General features: G+C 43.9%; 13 protein-coding genes and 1 tRNA gene. 9 read left to right on the top strand and 5 right to left on the bottom strand.

Annotated elements, in window-relative coordinates; all coding sequences use genetic code 11:
• The first annotated feature begins 41 nt into the window (after positions 1 to 41).
• On the top strand, positions 42 to 2,054 hold the full coding sequence (locus BLR32_RS22495) for a flavin monoamine oxidase family protein (RefSeq protein WP_089835119.1): 2,013 nt from the start codon (positions 42 to 44) through the stop codon (positions 2,052 to 2,054).
• 292 nt (positions 2,055 to 2,346) lie between these two features.
• Complete coding sequence (locus BLR32_RS22490) at positions 2,347 to 3,654, top strand: T9SS type A sorting domain-containing protein (protein ID WP_143011549.1); 1,308 nt, start codon at positions 2,347 to 2,349, stop codon at positions 3,652 to 3,654.
• 134 nt (positions 3,655 to 3,788) lie between these two features.
• On the opposite strand, the gene BLR32_RS22485 is transcribed toward BLR32_RS22490, so the two are convergent.
• Positions 3,789 to 4,271 (bottom strand): DUF695 domain-containing protein, encoded by a 483-nt coding sequence (locus BLR32_RS22485; RefSeq protein WP_089835117.1) that lies wholly within the window; start codon positions 4,269 to 4,271, stop codon positions 3,789 to 3,791.
• Between the two features lie 129 nt (positions 4,272 to 4,400).
• On the opposite strand from BLR32_RS22485, the gene BLR32_RS34510 reads away from it, so the two are divergent.
• Entirely contained in the window at positions 4,401 to 4,532 is a 132-nt protein-coding gene (locus BLR32_RS34510; RefSeq protein ID WP_262487433.1) for a hypothetical protein, read from the top strand.
• A 216-nt stretch (positions 4,533 to 4,748) separates the two neighbouring features.
• Complete coding sequence (locus BLR32_RS22480; protein WP_089835116.1) at positions 4,749 to 5,141, top strand: hypothetical protein; 393 nt, start codon at positions 4,749 to 4,751, stop codon at positions 5,139 to 5,141.
• A 55-nt stretch (positions 5,142 to 5,196) separates the two neighbouring features.
• Here BLR32_RS22480 and BLR32_RS22475 read toward each other — a convergent pair.
• From BLR32_RS22475 to BLR32_RS22465, 3 genes are all read right to left on the bottom strand, one after another.
• Positions 5,197 to 5,267, bottom strand: a tRNA-Gln gene (locus BLR32_RS22475).
• A gap of 162 nt (positions 5,268 to 5,429) precedes the next feature.
• Complete coding sequence (locus BLR32_RS22470; RefSeq protein ID WP_089835115.1) at positions 5,430 to 7,001, bottom strand: S8 family peptidase; 1,572 nt, start codon at positions 6,999 to 7,001, stop codon at positions 5,430 to 5,432.
• A gap of 286 nt (positions 7,002 to 7,287) precedes the next feature.
• Positions 7,288 to 8,082 (bottom strand): AraC family transcriptional regulator, encoded by a 795-nt coding sequence (locus BLR32_RS22465; protein ID WP_089835114.1) that lies wholly within the window; start codon positions 8,080 to 8,082, stop codon positions 7,288 to 7,290.
• A 134-nt stretch (positions 8,083 to 8,216) separates the two neighbouring features.
• Here BLR32_RS22465 and BLR32_RS22460 point away from each other — a divergent pair, with 134 nt between their 5' ends.
• From BLR32_RS22460 to BLR32_RS22450, 3 genes are read left to right on the top strand one after another with little or no spacing between them, the layout of a single operon-like run.
• Positions 8,217 to 9,512, top strand: a complete 1,296-nt coding sequence (locus BLR32_RS22460) for a TolC family protein (RefSeq protein WP_245705502.1) — start codon at positions 8,217 to 8,219, stop codon at positions 9,510 to 9,512.
• Between the two features lie 3 nt (positions 9,513 to 9,515).
• The gene (locus BLR32_RS22455) at positions 9,516 to 10,583 is read left to right on the top strand and encodes an HlyD family secretion protein (RefSeq protein WP_089835113.1); all 1,068 of its coding nucleotides are present in this window, start codon (positions 9,516 to 9,518) and stop codon (positions 10,581 to 10,583) included.
• The gene (locus BLR32_RS22450; RefSeq protein WP_089835112.1) at positions 10,576 to 12,171 is read left to right on the top strand and encodes an MFS transporter; all 1,596 of its coding nucleotides are present in this window, start codon (positions 10,576 to 10,578) and stop codon (positions 12,169 to 12,171) included. The genes BLR32_RS22455 and BLR32_RS22450 overlap by 8 nt, the downstream gene beginning before the upstream one ends.
• Before the next feature lie 35 nt (positions 12,172 to 12,206).
• On the opposite strand, the gene BLR32_RS34415 is transcribed toward BLR32_RS22450, so the two are convergent.
• Positions 12,207 to 13,718 (bottom strand): hypothetical protein, encoded by a 1,512-nt coding sequence (locus tag BLR32_RS34415; protein ID WP_089835111.1) that lies wholly within the window; start codon positions 13,716 to 13,718, stop codon positions 12,207 to 12,209.
• A gap of 852 nt (positions 13,719 to 14,570) precedes the next feature.
• Here BLR32_RS34415 and BLR32_RS22440 point away from each other — a divergent pair.
• Complete coding sequence (locus tag BLR32_RS22440; protein WP_089835110.1) at positions 14,571 to 17,471, top strand: SusC/RagA family TonB-linked outer membrane protein; 2,901 nt, start codon at positions 14,571 to 14,573, stop codon at positions 17,469 to 17,471.
• Complete coding sequence (locus tag BLR32_RS22435; protein ID WP_089835109.1) at positions 17,471 to 18,985, top strand: RagB/SusD family nutrient uptake outer membrane protein; 1,515 nt, start codon at positions 17,471 to 17,473, stop codon at positions 18,983 to 18,985. The genes BLR32_RS22440 and BLR32_RS22435 overlap by 1 nt, the downstream gene beginning before the upstream one ends.
• Positions 18,986 to 18,996: the final 11 nt, after the last annotated feature.

Below are 18,996 nucleotides of genomic sequence, written 5' to 3'. Positions count from 1 at the left end.
ACCAGAAATCAATTACACTCTCAACATTAAACCATACTTCTATGGCTAAGACTTATTCTATTTTCGGCGCCGGCGCTGCCGGGCTTTATACGGCATGGCGATTGCTCAATGGCATTACGAACAGTGAATCCGCCAAAGCTAAACAACTGCAATCAGGCGATACCCTGGAACTCTTCGACTGGGGCCAGTATACTTTCAATAAAGACAATCAGGGTACCCGTGAGGCAGGTGCACGTGTGTGTACATGGCATTACAAAGACGACCCGAATAAATCATACCTGGAAGTAGGAGGGATGCGCTATTCCTACTGGGATGGCAATGACGATGGTAAAAGCGGAGGGCATCGCCTGGTGACAACCGTTATTGAAAAACTCGGTCTGAAGCCCTTGTCAGTACCATTTAACGAGTCTACCAATCCGCTGTTCTATCTGCGTACAAAGAATATGTACCTGAATGATATTACCTCCAGCAAACCCGCTCCTTATAATGCAGATCATTATGCTGCTTCAGACTCTCCGGATACCGGATTCAATACGGTAGAGAACCTGGCTGTTACTGCCAATTCTGGTCCGACAACAAGAGCAGAATGGTGTAACTTCTATCAGAATGGGGTGATCAAAGTGGATCTCCCTGATTCCTCTATCTTTAAGAAGGGGGATAAGTTAAGTGATATCGGCTACTGGAACCTGATGTTTGATCAGCTGGGATCAGAGGGATACAGCTATACATCTGATGGTAATGGTTATACTTCCAATGTGATCAACTGGAACTCGGCAGTAGCTTTCCAGGCGAATAATGAGTTTACGCCAGGGACAGAATATCGTACACTGAAAACTGGATATTCCACTATGTTCAATGCCTTGTTTGATGCTATCAAGGACCTGGCGAAAGCGCAGGGTGTAAACTTTAATTATCAACCTAACACACGTCTGCATTCTATCCTGGCAACAGATGATGGTAAGGTGCGGTTCACTACTGCTACGCGTTCTGCGCCCAATAAGAAGAACGGTGATTTTATTACAGACGCTGCATGGATGGCGATGCCCCGTGCTTCTATCGAACTGGTGGCCCAGGCTACCCGTTATGAAGATCATGCGGGAACTGACGTCCTGAACGACAGCCAGGTGCAGTTATACCTGGAATCGGCCGTATTGCAGCCTTCTTATAAAGTAGGCATGTTCTTTAAAGAACCATGGTGGGCGAATAACTATAGTGGAGATAATGCGGCTGTTTATCCTGCACAGATCAACGGTTATGAAGTGACGCAGGATGTTATTAATAGTCTGCAGTCACAGGGATTCCCTCAGGCATATCTGAATGCGATGGATAACCCAAGCAATGGGATACTGGAAGTACCTTTCGCTGCTGCTGCCGATTTAATCAAGACGGTAGAACATGTTATCCAGACAAGATTAACAGTTCCGCAGGAAGAACAACTATTGGCCGCTTCAGAACGTAATACCATTGGACCGAGTGTCACTGATACGCCTATCCGGCAGGTAGTTTATTTCGGTAACAATGCACTGGATCAGAGTGGGGAGCCTGTATACGGACTGCTCGCTGCTTACGATGATGAAGAGTTTACCACCTTCTGGAGAGAGTTAGAGCTGGGAACGGAAAAGAGCCGTACTATACCAACTTCACAGGATCTGCAGACACTTGAGGGACCGCGTGAAGCGCCGGATATCATGGTGAAGATGCTACGTAAGCAGCTGGCAGCAGTACATTATGGTCCGGCCTCAGATTATACTTTCGTTCCCGAGCCACTGGAAACACGGTATATGGATTGGTCGCTGCCACCGTTCAATGCCGGTTATCATGCTTTCGCCGCGCATTATGATGTTTGTGATGTGCAGCAGAAGATCAGGAAACCTTCACAGCTGATCCCGGGAGCGGATGCAAATATCTTTATAGTAGGAGAGGCGTACTCGAATGATCAGGCCTGGGTAGAAGGTGCATATTGTACGGCAGAATCAGTGCTGAATGATTTCTTCGGAGTTGAACCGCTGATAGACAATACACATTATCCATTTATATGCCCTTGTGGTAAGTAAGTTTGCTTATGAAGAAAAGGAGCCTGTTGCAATAATGCAGCGGGCTTTCTTATTATTCAGCAGCATCTGTATTATTGCCATTTTTGAATAGCACATGTACTTATCGGGTACTTTTTTTTCATAAATTTTTTTGTAGCCCTATCTCTTTTTCGTACATTTGATGCGTCGAATTGTTTAACCCATTAGTCTTTCTAATGACAAATAGCCATTTATTTCTACCAGATAATCTCAACATTAACCCTTAGTGTTTTTGCACTAATAATCTCTTTTTTCTTAATCCTAAATACGAACTATGAAAAAGATCCTTACGAGGAAAGCTTTGCTTATGGCCCTATGTGGCATGTTAACCACTTTTGCAGCCTCCGCCCAGGGCTGGATAGCAGACGCTACCGGACAGCGACTGTACGCTGTGAATGATTCCCTGAAATTTGGTAGCCTGTTTGTCGGTATTGGCACCAATGTCCCTTCTGCTCAGTTGCACACAACAGGTACTGTACGTTTCACAGGTATCACGCAGAACAACACATTCAGTCGTCTGCTGGTACAGGATACCAGTGGCCGTTTGTTCTGGAGAGATGCTGCTTCTGTAGGCAGTGGATCTGGGTGGCTGTTGACCGGTAATGCAGGAACAAATCCCGCAACTAATTTCCTTGGTACACGGGATACTGCCAGATTGGTATTCAGAACCAACAACACAGAAAAGGCTACCATTCTATCTAATGGTTATGTAGGTATTGGTGTAAGTCAGGCAGCCAGATTGCTGCATGTACATAATGCAAGTACTGCAGATAACAATGCGCTTTTTTCAGGTCGTGCTCCTTCTGCTTATTTTAGCCTGAGTCCAACGCTGCCTGGCTCACAGCCTTCTTACCCCAGCCCTATTGCAAGAATAGGATTGGCAACAGGATTAGCCGACTTTGTGACCTCCGGCCAGGCAGGTGATTTTGTTATACATAATATCACTTCTGGAGGGAGCTTAATATTTGGTGTTGGAGTTGACCCTACAGGGTCTAATGGCTTAGAACGTGCCCGCCTGGATGCCAGTGGTAACTTTGGTATCAATACGTTTAGCCCTTCAGCGAAATTGCACGTAAACGGTAATGTGCGTTTCGAGAATCTGCCTTCAGGTAGTGGCCGCATATTGGTAATAGATGACAACGGATTTATATACAGAAGCAGTACCAGCGCTCAGCGTTCTACGGAAACTGCAGGTGCAGGCGAAGATGTGGCAGCCCTGCAACAGGAAGTGAATGCCTTAAAACAAACACTGGCAGAAGTGCAGGCACAATTAGCCGCAATTAAAAGTGGCAGCCTGCAGGTAGCTGCAAATACTTCCGGTGAATCTTACGTTCTTGGTAATGCGCCTAATCCATTCAATGGCAGCACTACTATTAAGTATGCTTACCCACGTTCCGCTGCTAAAGCATATCTGACTGTGTCAGACCTGAATGGTAAACAGATCAGACGTTACGACCTGAAAGCAAATAACAGTAACAGTGTTACGTTGACACTGGACGGCGTTAATGCAGGTACTTATATTTATAGCCTGGAAGTAGATGGACGCATCGTGGAAAGCAAGAAAATGGTGTATACAAAATAAGTGTGATAATGGCGGATCCTGCTTAATATAAAGCCCGTTGCGATTGCAGCGGGCTTTCTCATTATTTTACTACTGTTGTTTCCCAGCCTTACATTTCTTCCCTTCTTTTTCTTAGCCCAGTGGTATTCCATGGTCTATTCGTTCGGATGTAAGAGCTTCCGGTAGGTGTCCCAGTCCTTATCAAGCTTAATGCTGATGTTAGCATCATATGCGCTAAAGTACTTTTTGTACAAAGCAGAGAGACGGTCTCTTATCTGTGTTGTATCCGCGACATAGTAATATTCCTGCCGTTCACATTGATAAGTGAATGTACCAGCCATGATATTCTTTACAAGTCTGGTAACATTGGCATAGACTGAGTCGGAGACCCTGTCTAAATTGGATTGTTCCTGTTCTGTCGGTATCCCCTTGTCACAGCCTTTAAATTTTACGCTTGTTATAAGAACGAAGGGGTAGCCGCTGTCAGGGGGTGTTTGCTTAAGTCGTTTGACAGTGCTGCAGGTTCCTTGGTCGTATTGGGCATTATAAGCGTCAAAATTGGTTTTCGGGGCTGTCATGGAGGTGGCGGTGAGGAAAGGTAGAATAAAGGGAAATATGAAGCGGATAGAGATATTCATGATGTATTGGTTTAGATATGGGAATAGGTTTCCGGTTTACGTGACAATTTCTAACCTGTTTTACGTTAGCTTTTTTCTGGTATTTGTGAGTAAGTTCCGGAAAATACCTGACAATGGAAATAGCTGATTATGGCTATTAGAGATTGTTGTGATATTTTTAAGCTTGTTGAAGATTTGGGTATAGGAGATTTGTACATTGAAGGTAAGAAAGCTAAAGCTGCTCCTAAGAAGTTAACCACAAAAAAAGCAGCTTGTAAATAGAACTTCCTTCCCCAAAAAAGATTTATTTCCACGTAACTTTCTATCGCAGAATATGATCTATTCAACTGATCCTGGCCTAATATTAGGCTTTCATGGATGTGATTTAAGTGTGCAAAATAGGGTTATTAATGGTAAGACTTCGTTGCGTCCCAGCACGAATGATTGGAATTGGCTTGGAAATGGTGTATACTTTTGGCAAAACAATTATGAGAGGGCTTGGGACTTCGCTTCAAACCCTCCCGAAATGTCAAAATAAGGAAACCGGCAGTTATTGGCGCTGTTATAAATTTGGGACACTGTTTAGATCTATCAGATAAAAAGTGGATAGATCTGGCAAGATATTCTTTTGATAATTTGAAGAAGTTAAAGGAATCAGAAGGCAAAAAGCTGCCAGCAAATATAAATCCGCCGAATAATTTGGGTGCAAAGGATAAGATTATAAGAAGATTGGATTGTGCCGTAATACAAAATATTCATCAGCTACTTGAGATTAATGATATCACTCCGTTTGATTCAGTGAGAGGTGTATTCTTTGAAGGAAATCCTTTATATGATGGCGCCGGATTTCATGATAAAACCCATGTGCAGAGTTGGAAATTCTATAAATAGAAAGAACCGCCTGTAGCAATAAAAGAGAAGCCCGCTCATTGAGCGGGCTTCTTTGTTGCCTGACCTGGATTCGAACCAAGACAAACAGAGTCAGAGTCTGTCGTACTACCGTTATACTATCAGGCAATAGTACCGGGGGTATATTTCCCCGTTCGGGACGGCAAAATTATATATTTCCCTTCAATTTCCAAAAAAATATAAAAGAAAATTATAAACCACTGTAAATCAAAAAAGTAGTTCCGCATCCGCGAAACTACTTTTCTATTGAAAAAAGGAGATTTAATTGTCTTATTTGTAGGTAGCCGCCAGTTCCAGTGCTTTGTAAGCATTCACTACACCACCGGTGCGGCAAAGGTCTGTCATCTGTACTGTTTTAGGCTGACCTTCTTCCATGATGGTCACCGGGTGGTCCACCTTTACCACTGATTTCAGGATGATATCTTTTACCTGTACTGCACTCAGCTTAGGGTAATAAGAACGGATCAGGGCCGCCAGACCGGTTACCACAGGGGCTGCCATACTGGTACCATCATGGTAGTCATAATGAGAACCCGGGGTGGAGGAGTAGATGCCCACACCAGGAGCAAATACATCCACAGAGAGCTTACCGTAGTTAGAGAACGGTGCTGCCAGTGTTTCGTCATTATCAGGGCCGGAAGCACCTACTTCTATCCAGGCAGTTGCAGTATCACCATTCTGGTAAACACGGCTGGGATAGTTGGGGGTGATATCTATATTCTCGGCATCGTTACCTGCAGCATGAATCAGCAATACATCCTTAGAGATGGCGTATTTAACCGCCTCGTCCACAACATTTTTGTTAGGAGAGTAAGGCTTACCGAAACTCATATTGATCACGCGGGCGCCATTATCTGCCGCATAGCGGATAGCATTGGCCACGTCCTTGTCTCTTTCATCACCATTAGGCACTGCCCTTACTGACATGATCTGTACATTGTTAGCCACACCGTTGATACCCAGGTTATTATCCCTGCCTGCCCCGATGATACCTGCCACGTGTGTACCATGGTCTGCATCCGGACCAGTGGCATCACCAGAGCCGTAGTATCTTTCAGTTGGATTGTTATAGTCGTCGCCTACAATAGCGCGCGGGTCGTAGTCCAGGTTCAGCTGGTATTGCACTTGTTCTTTATAATGATTTACAGCAGCGTCCAGTTCTTTTTCACGGAAGGTTTTGAAATCAGGGAAACGCTCCAGTTGCTGGGCAATTACCTGTTTGATCTGTGCTTCCGCCGGGTTCTGTGGAGTATAAGCCTGTAAGTCCGCAGCTGTTGGATTATTGTTGCCCAGTTTGATCAGCATGGTATCCAGCATACCTACAAAACGGGTGATGCCGTATAACGTTTGCTGTGCTTCAGACAGTTTCAGTTCATACTTGCCCCTAAGCACTTTATATTGGTACAGGCCGACAGTATCTTTGGGAGGAACGCTGTTCAGGCTGCCAAATTGTTTCTGTTGCTGGCGGATGATACGGGTCAGTTCCAGGTTGTCGTAGTCAACATTACCTTTGGTAGAACCGATGAAGTTCCAGCCGTTGATATCGTCTGTATAATGATTCTTGTCATCATCTTTACCATTGCCCCTTTTTTCTTTAGCGTTTACCCACAATACGCTTTTCAGGTCCTCATGCGTTGTGTCAATACCACTGTCGATTACTGCAACAATTACAGGTTTGGATTTCTTATCCTTTAGCAGTTCCGTATAAGCTTTTTCTACACTGATACCGAATACGGAATCTTTCTGAAGGTCCATATTTTGCCAGTTCTGTGTCTGTGCCTGTGCAATGTAACCTGAGGCTAATAATGAGGCAATGACTGCCGCCCGCTTGAAAATCTTCATGTGATAAATCATTGAATCAGCTGTAGTCCTGTTCTATATGTGACTAGCTGGGGTTGGTTTAAGATTGAATTGAATGTTGTTAATAAATGCTACGTCCAATCCTGAGTTGCTCTGACCTAATGCTCCTGAAGGAAATACTGTGGCGCAAGGTAGAAATTTAATAGTAACGGAAATGTTAAAAGTTGCTCAGCGGTAAGGGATTTATTCAATTGGATTAACTGGGTTTTCTTGAAAGCAGATGTTATAGGGTTAATATTTTATTGGAAATATGACCTTACAGGCGATTTTAGTAAATACCCTGCTGAAAACTGGAAGGCCGTTTATTTGTGAGCTGATAAAAGACTTTACTAAAAGCTGCAATACTGCTATACCCCGTCTGATAAGCGATTTCACTTAATGTCTGGTTTGTCTGAAGTATCATTTCAATGCCCTTGACAACCCTTAACGTTTTCAGGTATTGTACGAAAGACATATTGAGGATATTGGTAAAGAGGCGGGAGAGGGTACGTGGGCTCAGATCGAACTCCTGACTAACACTTTCCAGCGTCAGCTGCTGATCGTAATGCTGAGCAATATATTGTAATACCGGCCGTAAGCGCTCGTGTTGCGTGGTAGGTAATGCTACAGGCAATGCAGTCGTACTGATCTCAGGCAGAATATCCTTAATGGCGCTCAGGAAACTGAAGCCGGGCTCACCTGGTAATACATGACATTTCCAGCGGGCTGAATAGGCAATCATTTGCTGCAGCAATTCATTGACAGGATAAATGCCCAGGCGGTTATAGAAGGGATTCAGGTGATCATCATGACTATAGAAATACAGGTTACGGGTAGTGGTCGCCTTGGAATGCCTGATCTGCATATAATGCTGCTGACGTTTAGGAACCCATATATAATGACGCGCAGGGACTACATAAGATCTATCAGGCATATTACAAAAGGCAATACCTCCCTCAACATAAGTCAGTTGGCCCTTCTCATGCTTATGCATAGAAAACTTTCTCTCTACCTTTTCGTGCAGAACATAGACTGATTGCGGATGTACGTCTATCTCACTTAAATAGCCCGCCAGCGGTTGCATGTTTCTAAATGGCTTGAATGGACAAATAATTGGCAATTTAGATAAAAGCGTTCATTTCCACGCATAGTAACTTTGCATGCAGAATAAAGAATATGTGGATTAATATCAGAAAGGCATGTGTACTGCTGCCTTTTATGTTTTTAACATTGTGTGTAACGGCACAGCAACCTCACGACACCACAACACCGTTACATCTATCTATCGGGCAGATTTGGGAGCAGGCAGAATTGAATAATAAGCGGATAGAAATGTCACGGCTTCGCGTACAAAGCAGTGAAGAATCTTTAAAAGATGCGAAGGCGGAAAGACTACCGGAAATCAATGCTGCAGGTGCTTATGCACGTGTTACCAATATGCCGGTATATGAAGACGGCCTTTTTCATACACCACAACAATTTCCCGTCTTACACAACTATTATAAGATAGGAGGAGAAGCATACTTTAATATTTATAACGGAAACAAGACAAACCTGGAGATCAAAAAGGAAGCAACAGAACAGGCTATAGCGTTACAACAACAAAATCTGACCGTATCTGAAGTGAAATTCAATGCGGCAGTCTGTTACCTGGATCTGGCGCGTAGTTGCCGGTTTAAAGAATTAATAGCAAAGGATATTGCCGAACAGGAAAAGCAACTCGCCCATATCCGGGAATTACAGAAAAATGGCGTCGTATTGAAAAGCGATGTGTTGAGAGCGGAATTAAAACTATCCCGCCAGAAGATGGGAATGATGGCGATCGACAATGACATTGCTATTGCCAGTCAGAAGCTGGCTAATATGATCGGAGCAGATGAACATGTATTAATAGAACCAGATACTGCATTGACAGAGCCAATGGTAATACCAGGAACATATGAAGATTACCTGGCCGCTGCTGCAGATCATGCCTATGAATATAAGATCTCCGAAGGAGAGACCGCCCTTAAAGAATTATCGCTTAAACAGGTAAAAGCAAATATTTCACCTAAAATTGGCTTGTTTGCAGAGTATGCCTGGGCTTATCCGCAGATACAGTTCTATCCCTATGCTGCTGCGACGTATGGCGTAGGTATGTATGGCGTGAAAGCGGCTTTCCCTATCTCTTCTTTTTATCATAACAAGCATAAAGAGAAGGTAGCGGAACTGCAATTGAAAAGGCAGGAGGTAGAACATAAGGAGATAGGCGACGAGATAAAAGAGCAGGTGAACGAAGCCTTCCTGCGATACAAAGAAGCGCTTACACGCATAGACGTCGCAAAGACAAATGTGAAACAGGCGGCAGAAAACCTCAGGATTGTGAATAACACTTATTTCAATCAACTCTCCCTGGTGACCGATCTGCTGGATGCAGATACCCAGCTGTTACAAACACGTTTTGACCTGGTGTCGGCCAACATAGCCGCCCGTGTCAGATATTACCAGTTACAAAAAGTTATAGGCAATTTATAAGTTATGACAGGCAAGAGGAACAACTATAGGAAGACCGATAGACTGATCACCGCCATTACCGGCTGGGTAGCAGGTATTATCCTGGTGGCTCTGGCTGTATGGGGGATCAGTACCTTGTTTGAACTGCGCAGGTATGAAGAAACCAATGATGCACAGGTAGAGGAGTATATCAACCCCATTACTTCCCGTGTGACAGGTTATATCAGCAGGATCAACTACGAAGAAAACCAGGACGTAAAAAAAGGAGATACCTTATTGGTGATAGATGACAGCGAATATGTGTTGCAGGAACAGGAAGCAAATGCTGCTTTGACAAATGCAAGAGCGCAGATACAGATACTGGAAAGTAATGTGATCACCAGTAGTAAAACAGCGGAAGGTACTCAGGCACAGATCGCGGCTGCTAAAGCAAGGCTCTGGAAGCAACAACAGGAATATGACCGCTACCAGAAACTGTACGATGCAGAATCTGCTACAAAACAGCAATTGGAAAATGTACAGACAGCATTGGATGTAGCAAAGGCCGACTATGCGTCTATCGTTGATAACTATGATGCTGCTGTATCAAAAATAGATGATATCAGATCTCAGAAAGCCGCATTAATGGCAGAGATACAGCGTAGGGAAGCGCTTTTGGGACGTAATCAACTCAATGTTTCCTATACGGTGATCAGGGCGCCTTATGATGGTAAAATGGGTCGCCGTACTATCCAGGAAGGACAGTTAATACAGGCGGGGCAAACACTGGCCTTCATCGTGAACCAGGCTACCGGCAAATGGATCATTGCCAACTTTAAAGAAACACAGGTTAGCAAAATGCACATAGGGCAGACTGCTGATGTTGAAATAGACGCCTTCCCGGGTAAAACGTTCAATGGAACGATAGAGTCATTATCGCCTGCTACAGGTTCCCGTTTCTCTCTTTTACCTCCTGACAATTCTTCCGGCAACTTCGTAAAGATCGTGCAACGCATACCTGTCCGTATCAGATTGACGAACGCTCCTGGCGAGATCGCCTTGTTAAGGGCTGGTATGAATGCGACGGTTTCAATCAGTAAGAAAAATGGCTGAGCAAACTTCCATATTTAAACCATGGGCCTCCGAGTGGCTGATCAGGGCAGTGATCTTTCTCAATCTGCTACCCTCCATGCTCGTGTTTGGGTTATCAACTGCCAGTGGATCTGCTGCAGCCGGTTACTACGGTATAGAGCCTGCTGATGTGCAATACTCGATGGTATTGTTCTACGCATCACTGGCGGGGTTCTTTGCATTGGAAAGGAGGTTCTTTGTTTTTATTGCCAGTAAGGAATACTTAATCATAGGGACGGTGATTCAGATCATTGCTTCCTACGGCTGTTATATCACCCGCGATCTGCATATATTATTGGGGCTTCGCTTCATACAGGGAATGGCAAATTGTGTAACCACGAGCGTATGTATTACACTTGTGTTCAGCAGATTGCGGACTAACCGTGCCAGGGAAATGGGGTATTCCCTGTTTTATGGTATCCTGCTTTGTATTACAGCACTTACCACTTTGCTGACAGCACCGATCATTGATGCATTTGACTATAATGTGCTGTACAAGTGGATGATCTTTATGTATGTACCCGGTGCGGTATTGCTCGTGCTCATCATGAACCGGATAAGACTGAACAGAAAATTCCCTTTGTACCAGCTTGACTGGGGAAGTTATGTGATCTATACTACCGCACTTTGTTTGCTGGGTTATGTGTTGTTGTATGGACAACAGTATTACTGGTGGAGCGACGAGCGGATTATGGCGGCTACAATAGGAGTGATCATACTGCTTATCCTGCATGTCTTCCGGCAACGTTCATTAAAAAGACCATATCTGAGCCTGGAAGTTTTCCGTTACCGCAACTATGTGATAGGTGTAGGCCTGTTGCTGATCCTTTATATCTGCAGGGGCGCATTGAATATTACGACAAACTATTTTACTACTGTGCTGGGAATGGACCCCAGGTATTTATCTTATATACTACTGGCTAATATTGCCGGTGTCATAGGAGGTGTATTGTATTCATCAAGATGGATTGTACTTAAAAGAGCTGTCAGATGGATATGGATAATCGGTTTTGTACTGCTCCTGGTATTTCATCTGTGGATGCATGTGCTCTTTGCCACGCAAGCGGATGCACCTACGTTCATTGTACCCCTGATCCTGCAGGGATTGGGAGCTGGAATGCTGATGGCGCCTATGATCATCTATGCAATTTCTTCAGTGCCACCACACCTGGGAAGCACAGCATCTGCAACAGGCGTCTTTTTCCGTTTCATTGGCTTTTGTCTCAGCATAGCACTTATCAACTATTTCCAACTCTTTTCCAGGAAGGTGCACTACAACCGATACCTGGACCTGGTCACTTCGCTGGATCCCCTTGTAGCAGAAAGACTTGAGGGGTATCAGAAAGCTGTTACAGCAAAAGGGGTTCCGGCAGATCAGGCTGTAAAGATGGCAAATGGACTGTTATATCGCTCAGCCGATATACAGGCGCAGATCCGTTTTTCAATGGATTATTATTACCTGATCAGTTGTTTACTGGCAGTGATCATTCTGTTGATCGCTTTATTGCCTTATCTGAACAGAACTGTTATTAACCTGAGGAATAATCAACCTGCGCCTGCATCGTATTGAACAGTTGGAATGACGTGATGATCGTTACGAACTTACTAATTCTTAAGTTTCTCCTGTAGTACGGCACTTAGGGTTTTTCGCTTCAGCTTTGCTTCTATCCATGCTGAGAAGTCAAAAAGTTTTAGCTGCTGGCGTTCATATTTATCCGCTTTTATTTTCTCGAAACTGGCATTGATCTTTTTCCAGAGAGCCGCACGATAGGCAGTGACTGTTGGTATTTCACCATATCCAAGAAATTTGATCACTGTTCTTTCCAGCAGATAAGAACGTTTCGTATCTGGTTGTAAGTGACGGCGGAAAGCCCTTGTCTCATAACGGATGTATTCATAGTTACCCAGTTCATACTGTATAAGCAGATGTACCAGGCGACAGGTGCGGTAGATAGGCAGGGTACTGTAAAGATTACTTTGTAATACCTGCTCAAGACTGTTGTGAGCGTTGTTGATATCTTCATTACCAAGGTAGATCAGTGTCATGTGCAGATAGATCTCAGCCTGCTTTCCGATGTCCATCAACAGTATGTTTTTCATTATTGCCGGCATATACTGCTGCAATAATTTAAGTGCAAGCGGGAAGTTGCCACTGTCTATATAAGCGCCCGCCTCATAAATGAATAACAGACGTTGCTGCATAATGGAAAAGTAAACACTGTCGCCATTCAGACGTTTCACCTTGTCAATAAATGAGAATAGCTCCTCATAGTGTTTGCCTGCCCGTAAACTATCCAGTATACCTTCTACGATCAGCAGATGATCGGTCGGTGTGTCTTCAAATAGCACAGGATGTGTTTCCAGTAACTGATGTAGTTTGTGAAATACCTGTAATGCGGCAGGATAATCGCTGGTAACGAGATAATAATGTGCCTCGAATAACAGATGCACTTTCAGACTGGTAGCAGAATGTGGCACTGGTGGAGGCATGTCTGCATTCAACACATCTGCCGTTTCCTGCTGCCGTACACTACGTGCACTACCCCTGTATAATAGTCGATGCCTGAGTGTTTCATATAAAGATGTCTGCTGCCTTATCTGTTGCATATCCAGCATTGTTTGCTGTATGTTCGATTGTTTGTATAACAGATCTTCTTCCGTAATACCAGGGAAATTCATCTGTTGCAGCAATTGCATCTCCTGTTGTTGTGCCCATAACTGTAATAATTGTTTTTCATTGGTTGCTGCAGTTGTTTGTACTTTCTGCAATTGCTTCAATGCATCTTCATGTAAAGAGCGTTCAAAAAGAATGTCGCATTTTAAAATACCTGCTGTTAATGCAGCAGTGGGATGTCGTTGCATTCGCAGATGCAACAGGCAATCCAGCAATACTTTGTACAGATATTTACTGCAAACTTCATAACTACAGCCGGCATATTGTTGCTGAAACGCCTGCTTTAATTCAGCAGTGCTTTTGAATGATATACGTTCCATCATGTTGAAGAGGTTGACATAGTCTTTGTTTCCCTGCTGGAGCGCCGTATACAAACGAAAGTATCTTTTTTCAGCTTTTGTAAGTGTATTTATAAGTCTGCTAAGCATGTCAGCTTTAGCCATAGTCCACCTGGTTTAAATTAATAAGGCCCCCAAACTTTCCATTGTGTTAGTATGATCCTGGTTGATACGAACCAAAATAAGTTAAATAACGAATAGTATTCTACTGATGTTATAAAGTCAATGTTATTGCTTTTGGATTATCCTATTTGTATAGTAAATATCTTCTATTTGTATAGAATGTTTGCTTGTTAATCATTTGATTATTAAAATACTATATGCTTTTTGAAGTAGTTTGAGTAGCTGTAAAAATTGTGTTGGGAATGTCTATTCTTTATAAAAAAAGGTTAAAAAGTTATCAGACGGCTCATTATATTTGAATCGTAATAAAGGCACAAATGCAACTAGCATGTAACCTGTATTTTGTAGATTCCCGTTACCAAGCCCTGATGAAGAGTGTTAGTTAATCAATGAGTTCAACCTAAATCGCAGACCAAGAAAATATTGTAGCAGGAACTAAAAATCAAACCAGCAGGATTACAGGTAAACAGTAGCTTCACAAAGTATCAACAGTAAACAATTTTATTCTAAAACTTAAACACATTCTATTGATGAAAAGTATACGCTAAAACGTTTTATACAAGCAGTTAAGAGATACTAGTCCAATGCAGCAATGCTGTATATCATTTATTTCACGTTATAGTTTCCACGGGTACGGGTCAGGTTCGGTGTTGTTCACCCAGTTCACTCAAGTATAATACCGCTTTTAGCGTTTAGCTACGCTGAAGAACAGGCCTATCGTTGTTGGTCTGTACTTCTATTCAATTCAATTTTAAATACATGTTGTAATCGATTACTCGGTGTGCTTTCATACATCGTGGTGATCAGCTCTGCCTATTTTAAATTATTTACGTTATGCGTGTACTTGTACGGATCTTTATCACGTGCCTGGCTGTGTATTGCCCACAGTATGCCTTTTCACAGGATACAGTTAAACAATATCATCCGGTGGTCAGGGGGACAAAAGCAGATTCCATATCGCCTGAGCGCGAGAATATTTATCCTTATGCCTCATTACAACAGCTATTAAAAGGAAATACTGCCGGGGTATATATACAGGAACCCAGTGGGGAGTCCGGTGCCTTTACCAGTATAGCTTTGAGGGGTACTGCCATCCCTTTTATCACCAGTAAGGACATCTATGAATCGCAACCTACGATTGTACTGGATGGTATTCCTCTTATAATGGATCATCCTTTTACCTTCGATATTCAGTTGTTCGGATATAATCATCTGGGGCCAGCTACCAATCTGCTATCCGCTATTGATCTGAATAATATCGAGAAGATAGAAGTCGTGAAAGACTTTGGCAGGGCTGCATTGTACGGGCCGCGTGCGGCCAATGGCGGTGTGATCCTTCTTACTACGAAGGCGCCCGTTAAAGGTCACCGGAAGATCAGTTTCAATACTTACTTTGGTATTGTACAACGACCACATATTTATACGACGAACGCAAAGTTTGAAAATGATTTCCGTCAGCGGTTCTACAATAAATATGCTACTACTGAACAATTGCAAACCTATCCGCTTTATCTGCGCGACTCTACGAATAATGCCTACTATGGTCCTTCCAACTGGACAGACCTTTATTTCAAGAACACACCTGTATATGGTGTAAATGCCAGTCTTTCCAGTGGTACAGACAGGGCTAACTTCAGGTTTGCTGCAGGCAACCAGCGTTCTGCCAATACTGCCGACAACAGCCATATGGATAGATACAATGCCATGTTCGAGATTAACATGGTGCCACTACATGGCTTCACCGTGTCATCCATGATCAGTGCATCAAGACTGGAAAGAACACGGAGCAGATGGCTGCGTGACAGGTTTGCTGAAATGCAGTACCTGCCCGACCTGAGCAATCCATTGCCCCCTAATAAGCAGTACTATGGACAATACCTGGATCAGTTCACCAAGTCATTCGACGATAACAAAACCAACGAAGTGAACGGGTATTTTAAGATCAATATAAAGCCATCAAATAGTCTGCAGATCACCTCACAATTCGGATTCGACTATAATGAAGGACTGCGAGATCTGTTCTATCCAAGCACACTGCTGGAAACCGTGAACTATCTGTCCAACTATTTCGGATACAACCAGCGGGTTATCTTCAATAATACCATCACTTTTGATCATACCTGGAAAGAGAAACACCACGTGACTATTGAAGCTGGCCAGGGTTTTCAGGCAGACTATCACAGGTATAACTATGCTTATGCCTATAAAGGGCCCAATGATCTGATTCGTATCAACCTGTTACATTCAGACAATACGAAAACAGAATACCTGTCGCCAAAATCATTTGATCATGCGCTGATCTTCTCTTTCCTCGACAAACAGCGCACCCGGTTATTATCCTTCTATGGCCGCGCGGCATATGATTACAACGATCAGCTTGACTTCTCCGTATTGTTCCGCGCAGATGGTTCTTCCAGCGCGCAGCCTGACAACTGGTGGTTATTCACGCCCACATTCACCGCAGGATTGAATATTAAGAATACCTGGTTAAAAGATAACCATGCCATCGATGTATTAAAGCTGCAGGCCAGCTGGGGAAGGGTAGGCAGGTTGATGCCGGACGACCGTTTTGGTGAAGGACCACAATATACTTCGGACCTTTCATTCAGTAACAACCCTGTTCGCTTCTCCTATAACGGTTTTCCGGGCATCAGCCGGGCCTACTCTTCCGGTTATATTGGTTACGGTATCACATGGCCTTATACTGACCAGTTGAATGTAAATGTCAGTACCGCCTTGCTGAACAATAAGCTGCAGGTCTCTCTGGACCTTTATAACAAGACCGATCATAACATGCTGCTGGGCGTGCCTTTCTCCGCAGAATACGGCTATAACTTCCGCTATAAGAACGGAATGGAGGTGCGCAATCGTGGAATAGACCTTTCCCTGAAAGCGGCTGTATTGCCGGCAAAGAGCGCTGTACAATGGGTGCCTGGTATCACGGTTAACCACAATAAGAACACCTTGCTCGCTTTGCCTGGCGGTCTGAATGAACTGTCTGTCGCCAATGGCAGCAAACTATTGAAGGTGGGCAATTCGATAGATCAATACTGGGTACTGGAGAATGAAGGTATCTATAACCGGGATGCAGATATTCCTACAAGTAAAGAAGGGAAGCGGCTTAACTATAAAGGCATTCCTTTAATGGCCGGTGATCCCCGCTGGAAAGATATCAATGGGGATAACGTGATCAATGATGATGATAAGGTTTTGAAGGGGAATGTATCTCCTGTCATCTCTGGTGGTTTCAACAATGACTTCTACTGGAGAGGTTTTACGCTTGGCCTGTCCTTCTATTATGCACTTGGCAGAAAAGTGATGAATGCAGAAGTGGCCAACCGTTTTGACTTCATCAACAGGGAAGGTAAAATAGATATGAGCGCGGTAAAGGAGATCACGTTCTGGAGCAAGGTGGGTAATTACGATAAGTATCCGCTATACAATCCATGGAGCACGGTGGATGCTTACCGCATAGATCAGGACCTGTTCATGGAGAATGGTTCCTTCCTGAAGCTGCGCACGCTTTCCCTGCAATATGATGTGACCACGGCAAAGTGGTGGAACAAAAAAGGCAAGATCAACGGACTGGCAATCTATGCTACTGCTACCAATGTTTTCACAATCACTCCATATACAGGGGGCGACCCTGAGCTGGTCGATTTCAATGGTTTTGATACTGGCTATTCCCTGCCATTATCCAGGACATATACAATAGGGTTAAAAATGGATCTCTGATGAAACGCTTATTCCTGATAACAATCATCTTCTCTTGCACCACCTTTACCGGTTGCAAAAAACTGCTGGATATTGATTCCTCTCACGCTGTATCGGAAGAGAATTTCTGGAATTCACATGAAGATACACGTACGGCGCTGGTAGCTGTTTATGGCCTTCTGCGCGCTGCCATGGCTGATAATAATGCCTGGTGGATGTATGGTGAATTGCGTAAGGGCGATTTTTATGCGCTGCAACGACAGGATATGAAAGCGATTATCCGCAATGACCTGCGGGCAGCCTATCCTTTGCTGGAATCACTCTCCAACTGGCGCCGTTTTTATGCTGTGATCAATGCCGCTAATATGTTCCTCGAGCATGTAGGCGAAGTAAAGGCACGCGATCCAAAATACTCTGAAGAGAATATGCGTGTGGATGTTGCACAGATGCGTTGTATACGCGCGTATGTTTATTTCTTCCTCGTATCTGTATGGGGAGATGTGCCACTGATCACGTCTTCACATGACGGTGAATTTGAAAATAAACCAAGAGAGGATAAACAGACGGTTCTCGCATTCGTGGAGAAAGAACTGGTACAGTCTGCGGCAGACTTACCATATAAATACAGTGCCGATGATCCGCAACAATCAGGCGCCTACTACAATGAAAGCAGCACCCGCTGGTATGGTGTGCTGGCGCGTAAGCATACAGCCTATGCGATCCTTGCCCATGTGGCCGCATGGCAGGGAAAGTATGTTGATGCATCTGTATATGGTCAGTTTGTGCTGGACAACTACTCCAAAGGAGGTAGCTACTATGTTGGCACGGATGAACTGGTGAGCGGCAATGGCTTTTTCAAATGGAAGAAAGATAACCACATCCTGGCTTTCAATTTTGACTGGGGCCATGTGGATGCTTCTTTCTCTGGTCACCTGGAAGAAATGACACTGGCAGAACCTGTTATCAACAAAGCACTACCGGATATCTATGTACCGAAAGATACCATCCTGTCAGTATTTGACCAGCCGGTGGATGAGCGTTTTAGCCTGGATACACTGACCGGAGTACCTACTTCGCAGCGCTACTTCTCCAACTTCAATAGTCAGATCCCCATTTTCAGCAAGATAAAAGTGATACAGGATGGTAATACTTCAGATCCTTCTTTCAGGATCTATTCAAGCACCATTGTCATTACGCGTCTTGAAAACATTGCATTGCTGCAGGCGGAAGCACTGGCAGTGATCGGAGAACAGCAACGGGCCATTGATCTGTTGAACACAATCAGGGACCTGCGTAGGATAAAGCGTTATGATGCCGTCAGGGAAGGCGATCTGATAGACGCCATCTTCAGAGAGCGGCGTAAAGAGTTGATGGGAGAGGGCTGGCGCTGGTTTGATCTCATTCGCTACAACAAGATCAAACAGAATGATCCTGCTTTTATGGAGCTGATTGCCAAGGGAGGCATCTATTGGCCGGTAGCAGATGAAGTCATCAAACAGAATCCATTGATCACCCAGAATCCCTATTGGCAATGATAAAAATGATG

This window comes from Chitinophaga filiformis (assembly GCF_900102545.1).
Taxonomy (GTDB): domain Bacteria; phylum Bacteroidota; class Bacteroidia; order Chitinophagales; family Chitinophagaceae; genus Chitinophaga; species Chitinophaga filiformis.
Note: the sequence above shows the minus strand (reverse complement) of the source record. Positions and strands in the feature narration are given on the sequence as shown.

Bases quoted from the DNA above. Each gene is read 5' to 3' on its own strand.
- BLR32_RS22495 (WP_089835119.1), top strand. From the start codon at position 42: ATGGCTAAGACTTATTCTATTTTCGGCGCCGGCGCTGCCGGGCTTTAT.
- BLR32_RS22460 (WP_245705502.1), top strand. From the start codon at position 8,217: ATGTTTTTAACATTGTGTGTAACGGCACAGCAACCTCACGACACCACA.
- BLR32_RS22435 (WP_089835109.1), top strand. From the start codon at position 17,471: ATGAAACGCTTATTCCTGATAACAATCATCTTCTCTTGCACCACCTTT.
- BLR32_RS22440 (WP_089835110.1), top strand. From the start codon at position 14,571: ATGCGTGTACTTGTACGGATCTTTATCACGTGCCTGGCTGTGTATTGC.
- BLR32_RS22470 (WP_089835115.1), bottom strand. From the start codon at position 7,001: ATGAAGATTTTCAAGCGGGCGGCAGTCATTGCCTCATTATTAGCCTCA.
- BLR32_RS22485 (WP_089835117.1), bottom strand. From the start codon at position 4,271: ATGAATATCTCTATCCGCTTCATATTTCCCTTTATTCTACCTTTCCTC.
- BLR32_RS34510 (WP_262487433.1), top strand. From the start codon at position 4,401: ATGGCTATTAGAGATTGTTGTGATATTTTTAAGCTTGTTGAAGATTTG.
- BLR32_RS34415 (WP_089835111.1), bottom strand. From the start codon at position 13,718: ATGGCTAAAGCTGACATGCTTAGCAGACTTATAAATACACTTACAAAA.
- BLR32_RS22455 (WP_089835113.1), top strand. From the start codon at position 9,516: ATGACAGGCAAGAGGAACAACTATAGGAAGACCGATAGACTGATCACC.
- BLR32_RS22465 (WP_089835114.1), bottom strand. From the start codon at position 8,082: ATGCAACCGCTGGCGGGCTATTTAAGTGAGATAGACGTACATCCGCAA.
- BLR32_RS22490 (WP_143011549.1), top strand. From the start codon at position 2,347: ATGAAAAAGATCCTTACGAGGAAAGCTTTGCTTATGGCCCTATGTGGC.
- BLR32_RS22450 (WP_089835112.1), top strand. From the start codon at position 10,576: ATGGCTGAGCAAACTTCCATATTTAAACCATGGGCCTCCGAGTGGCTG.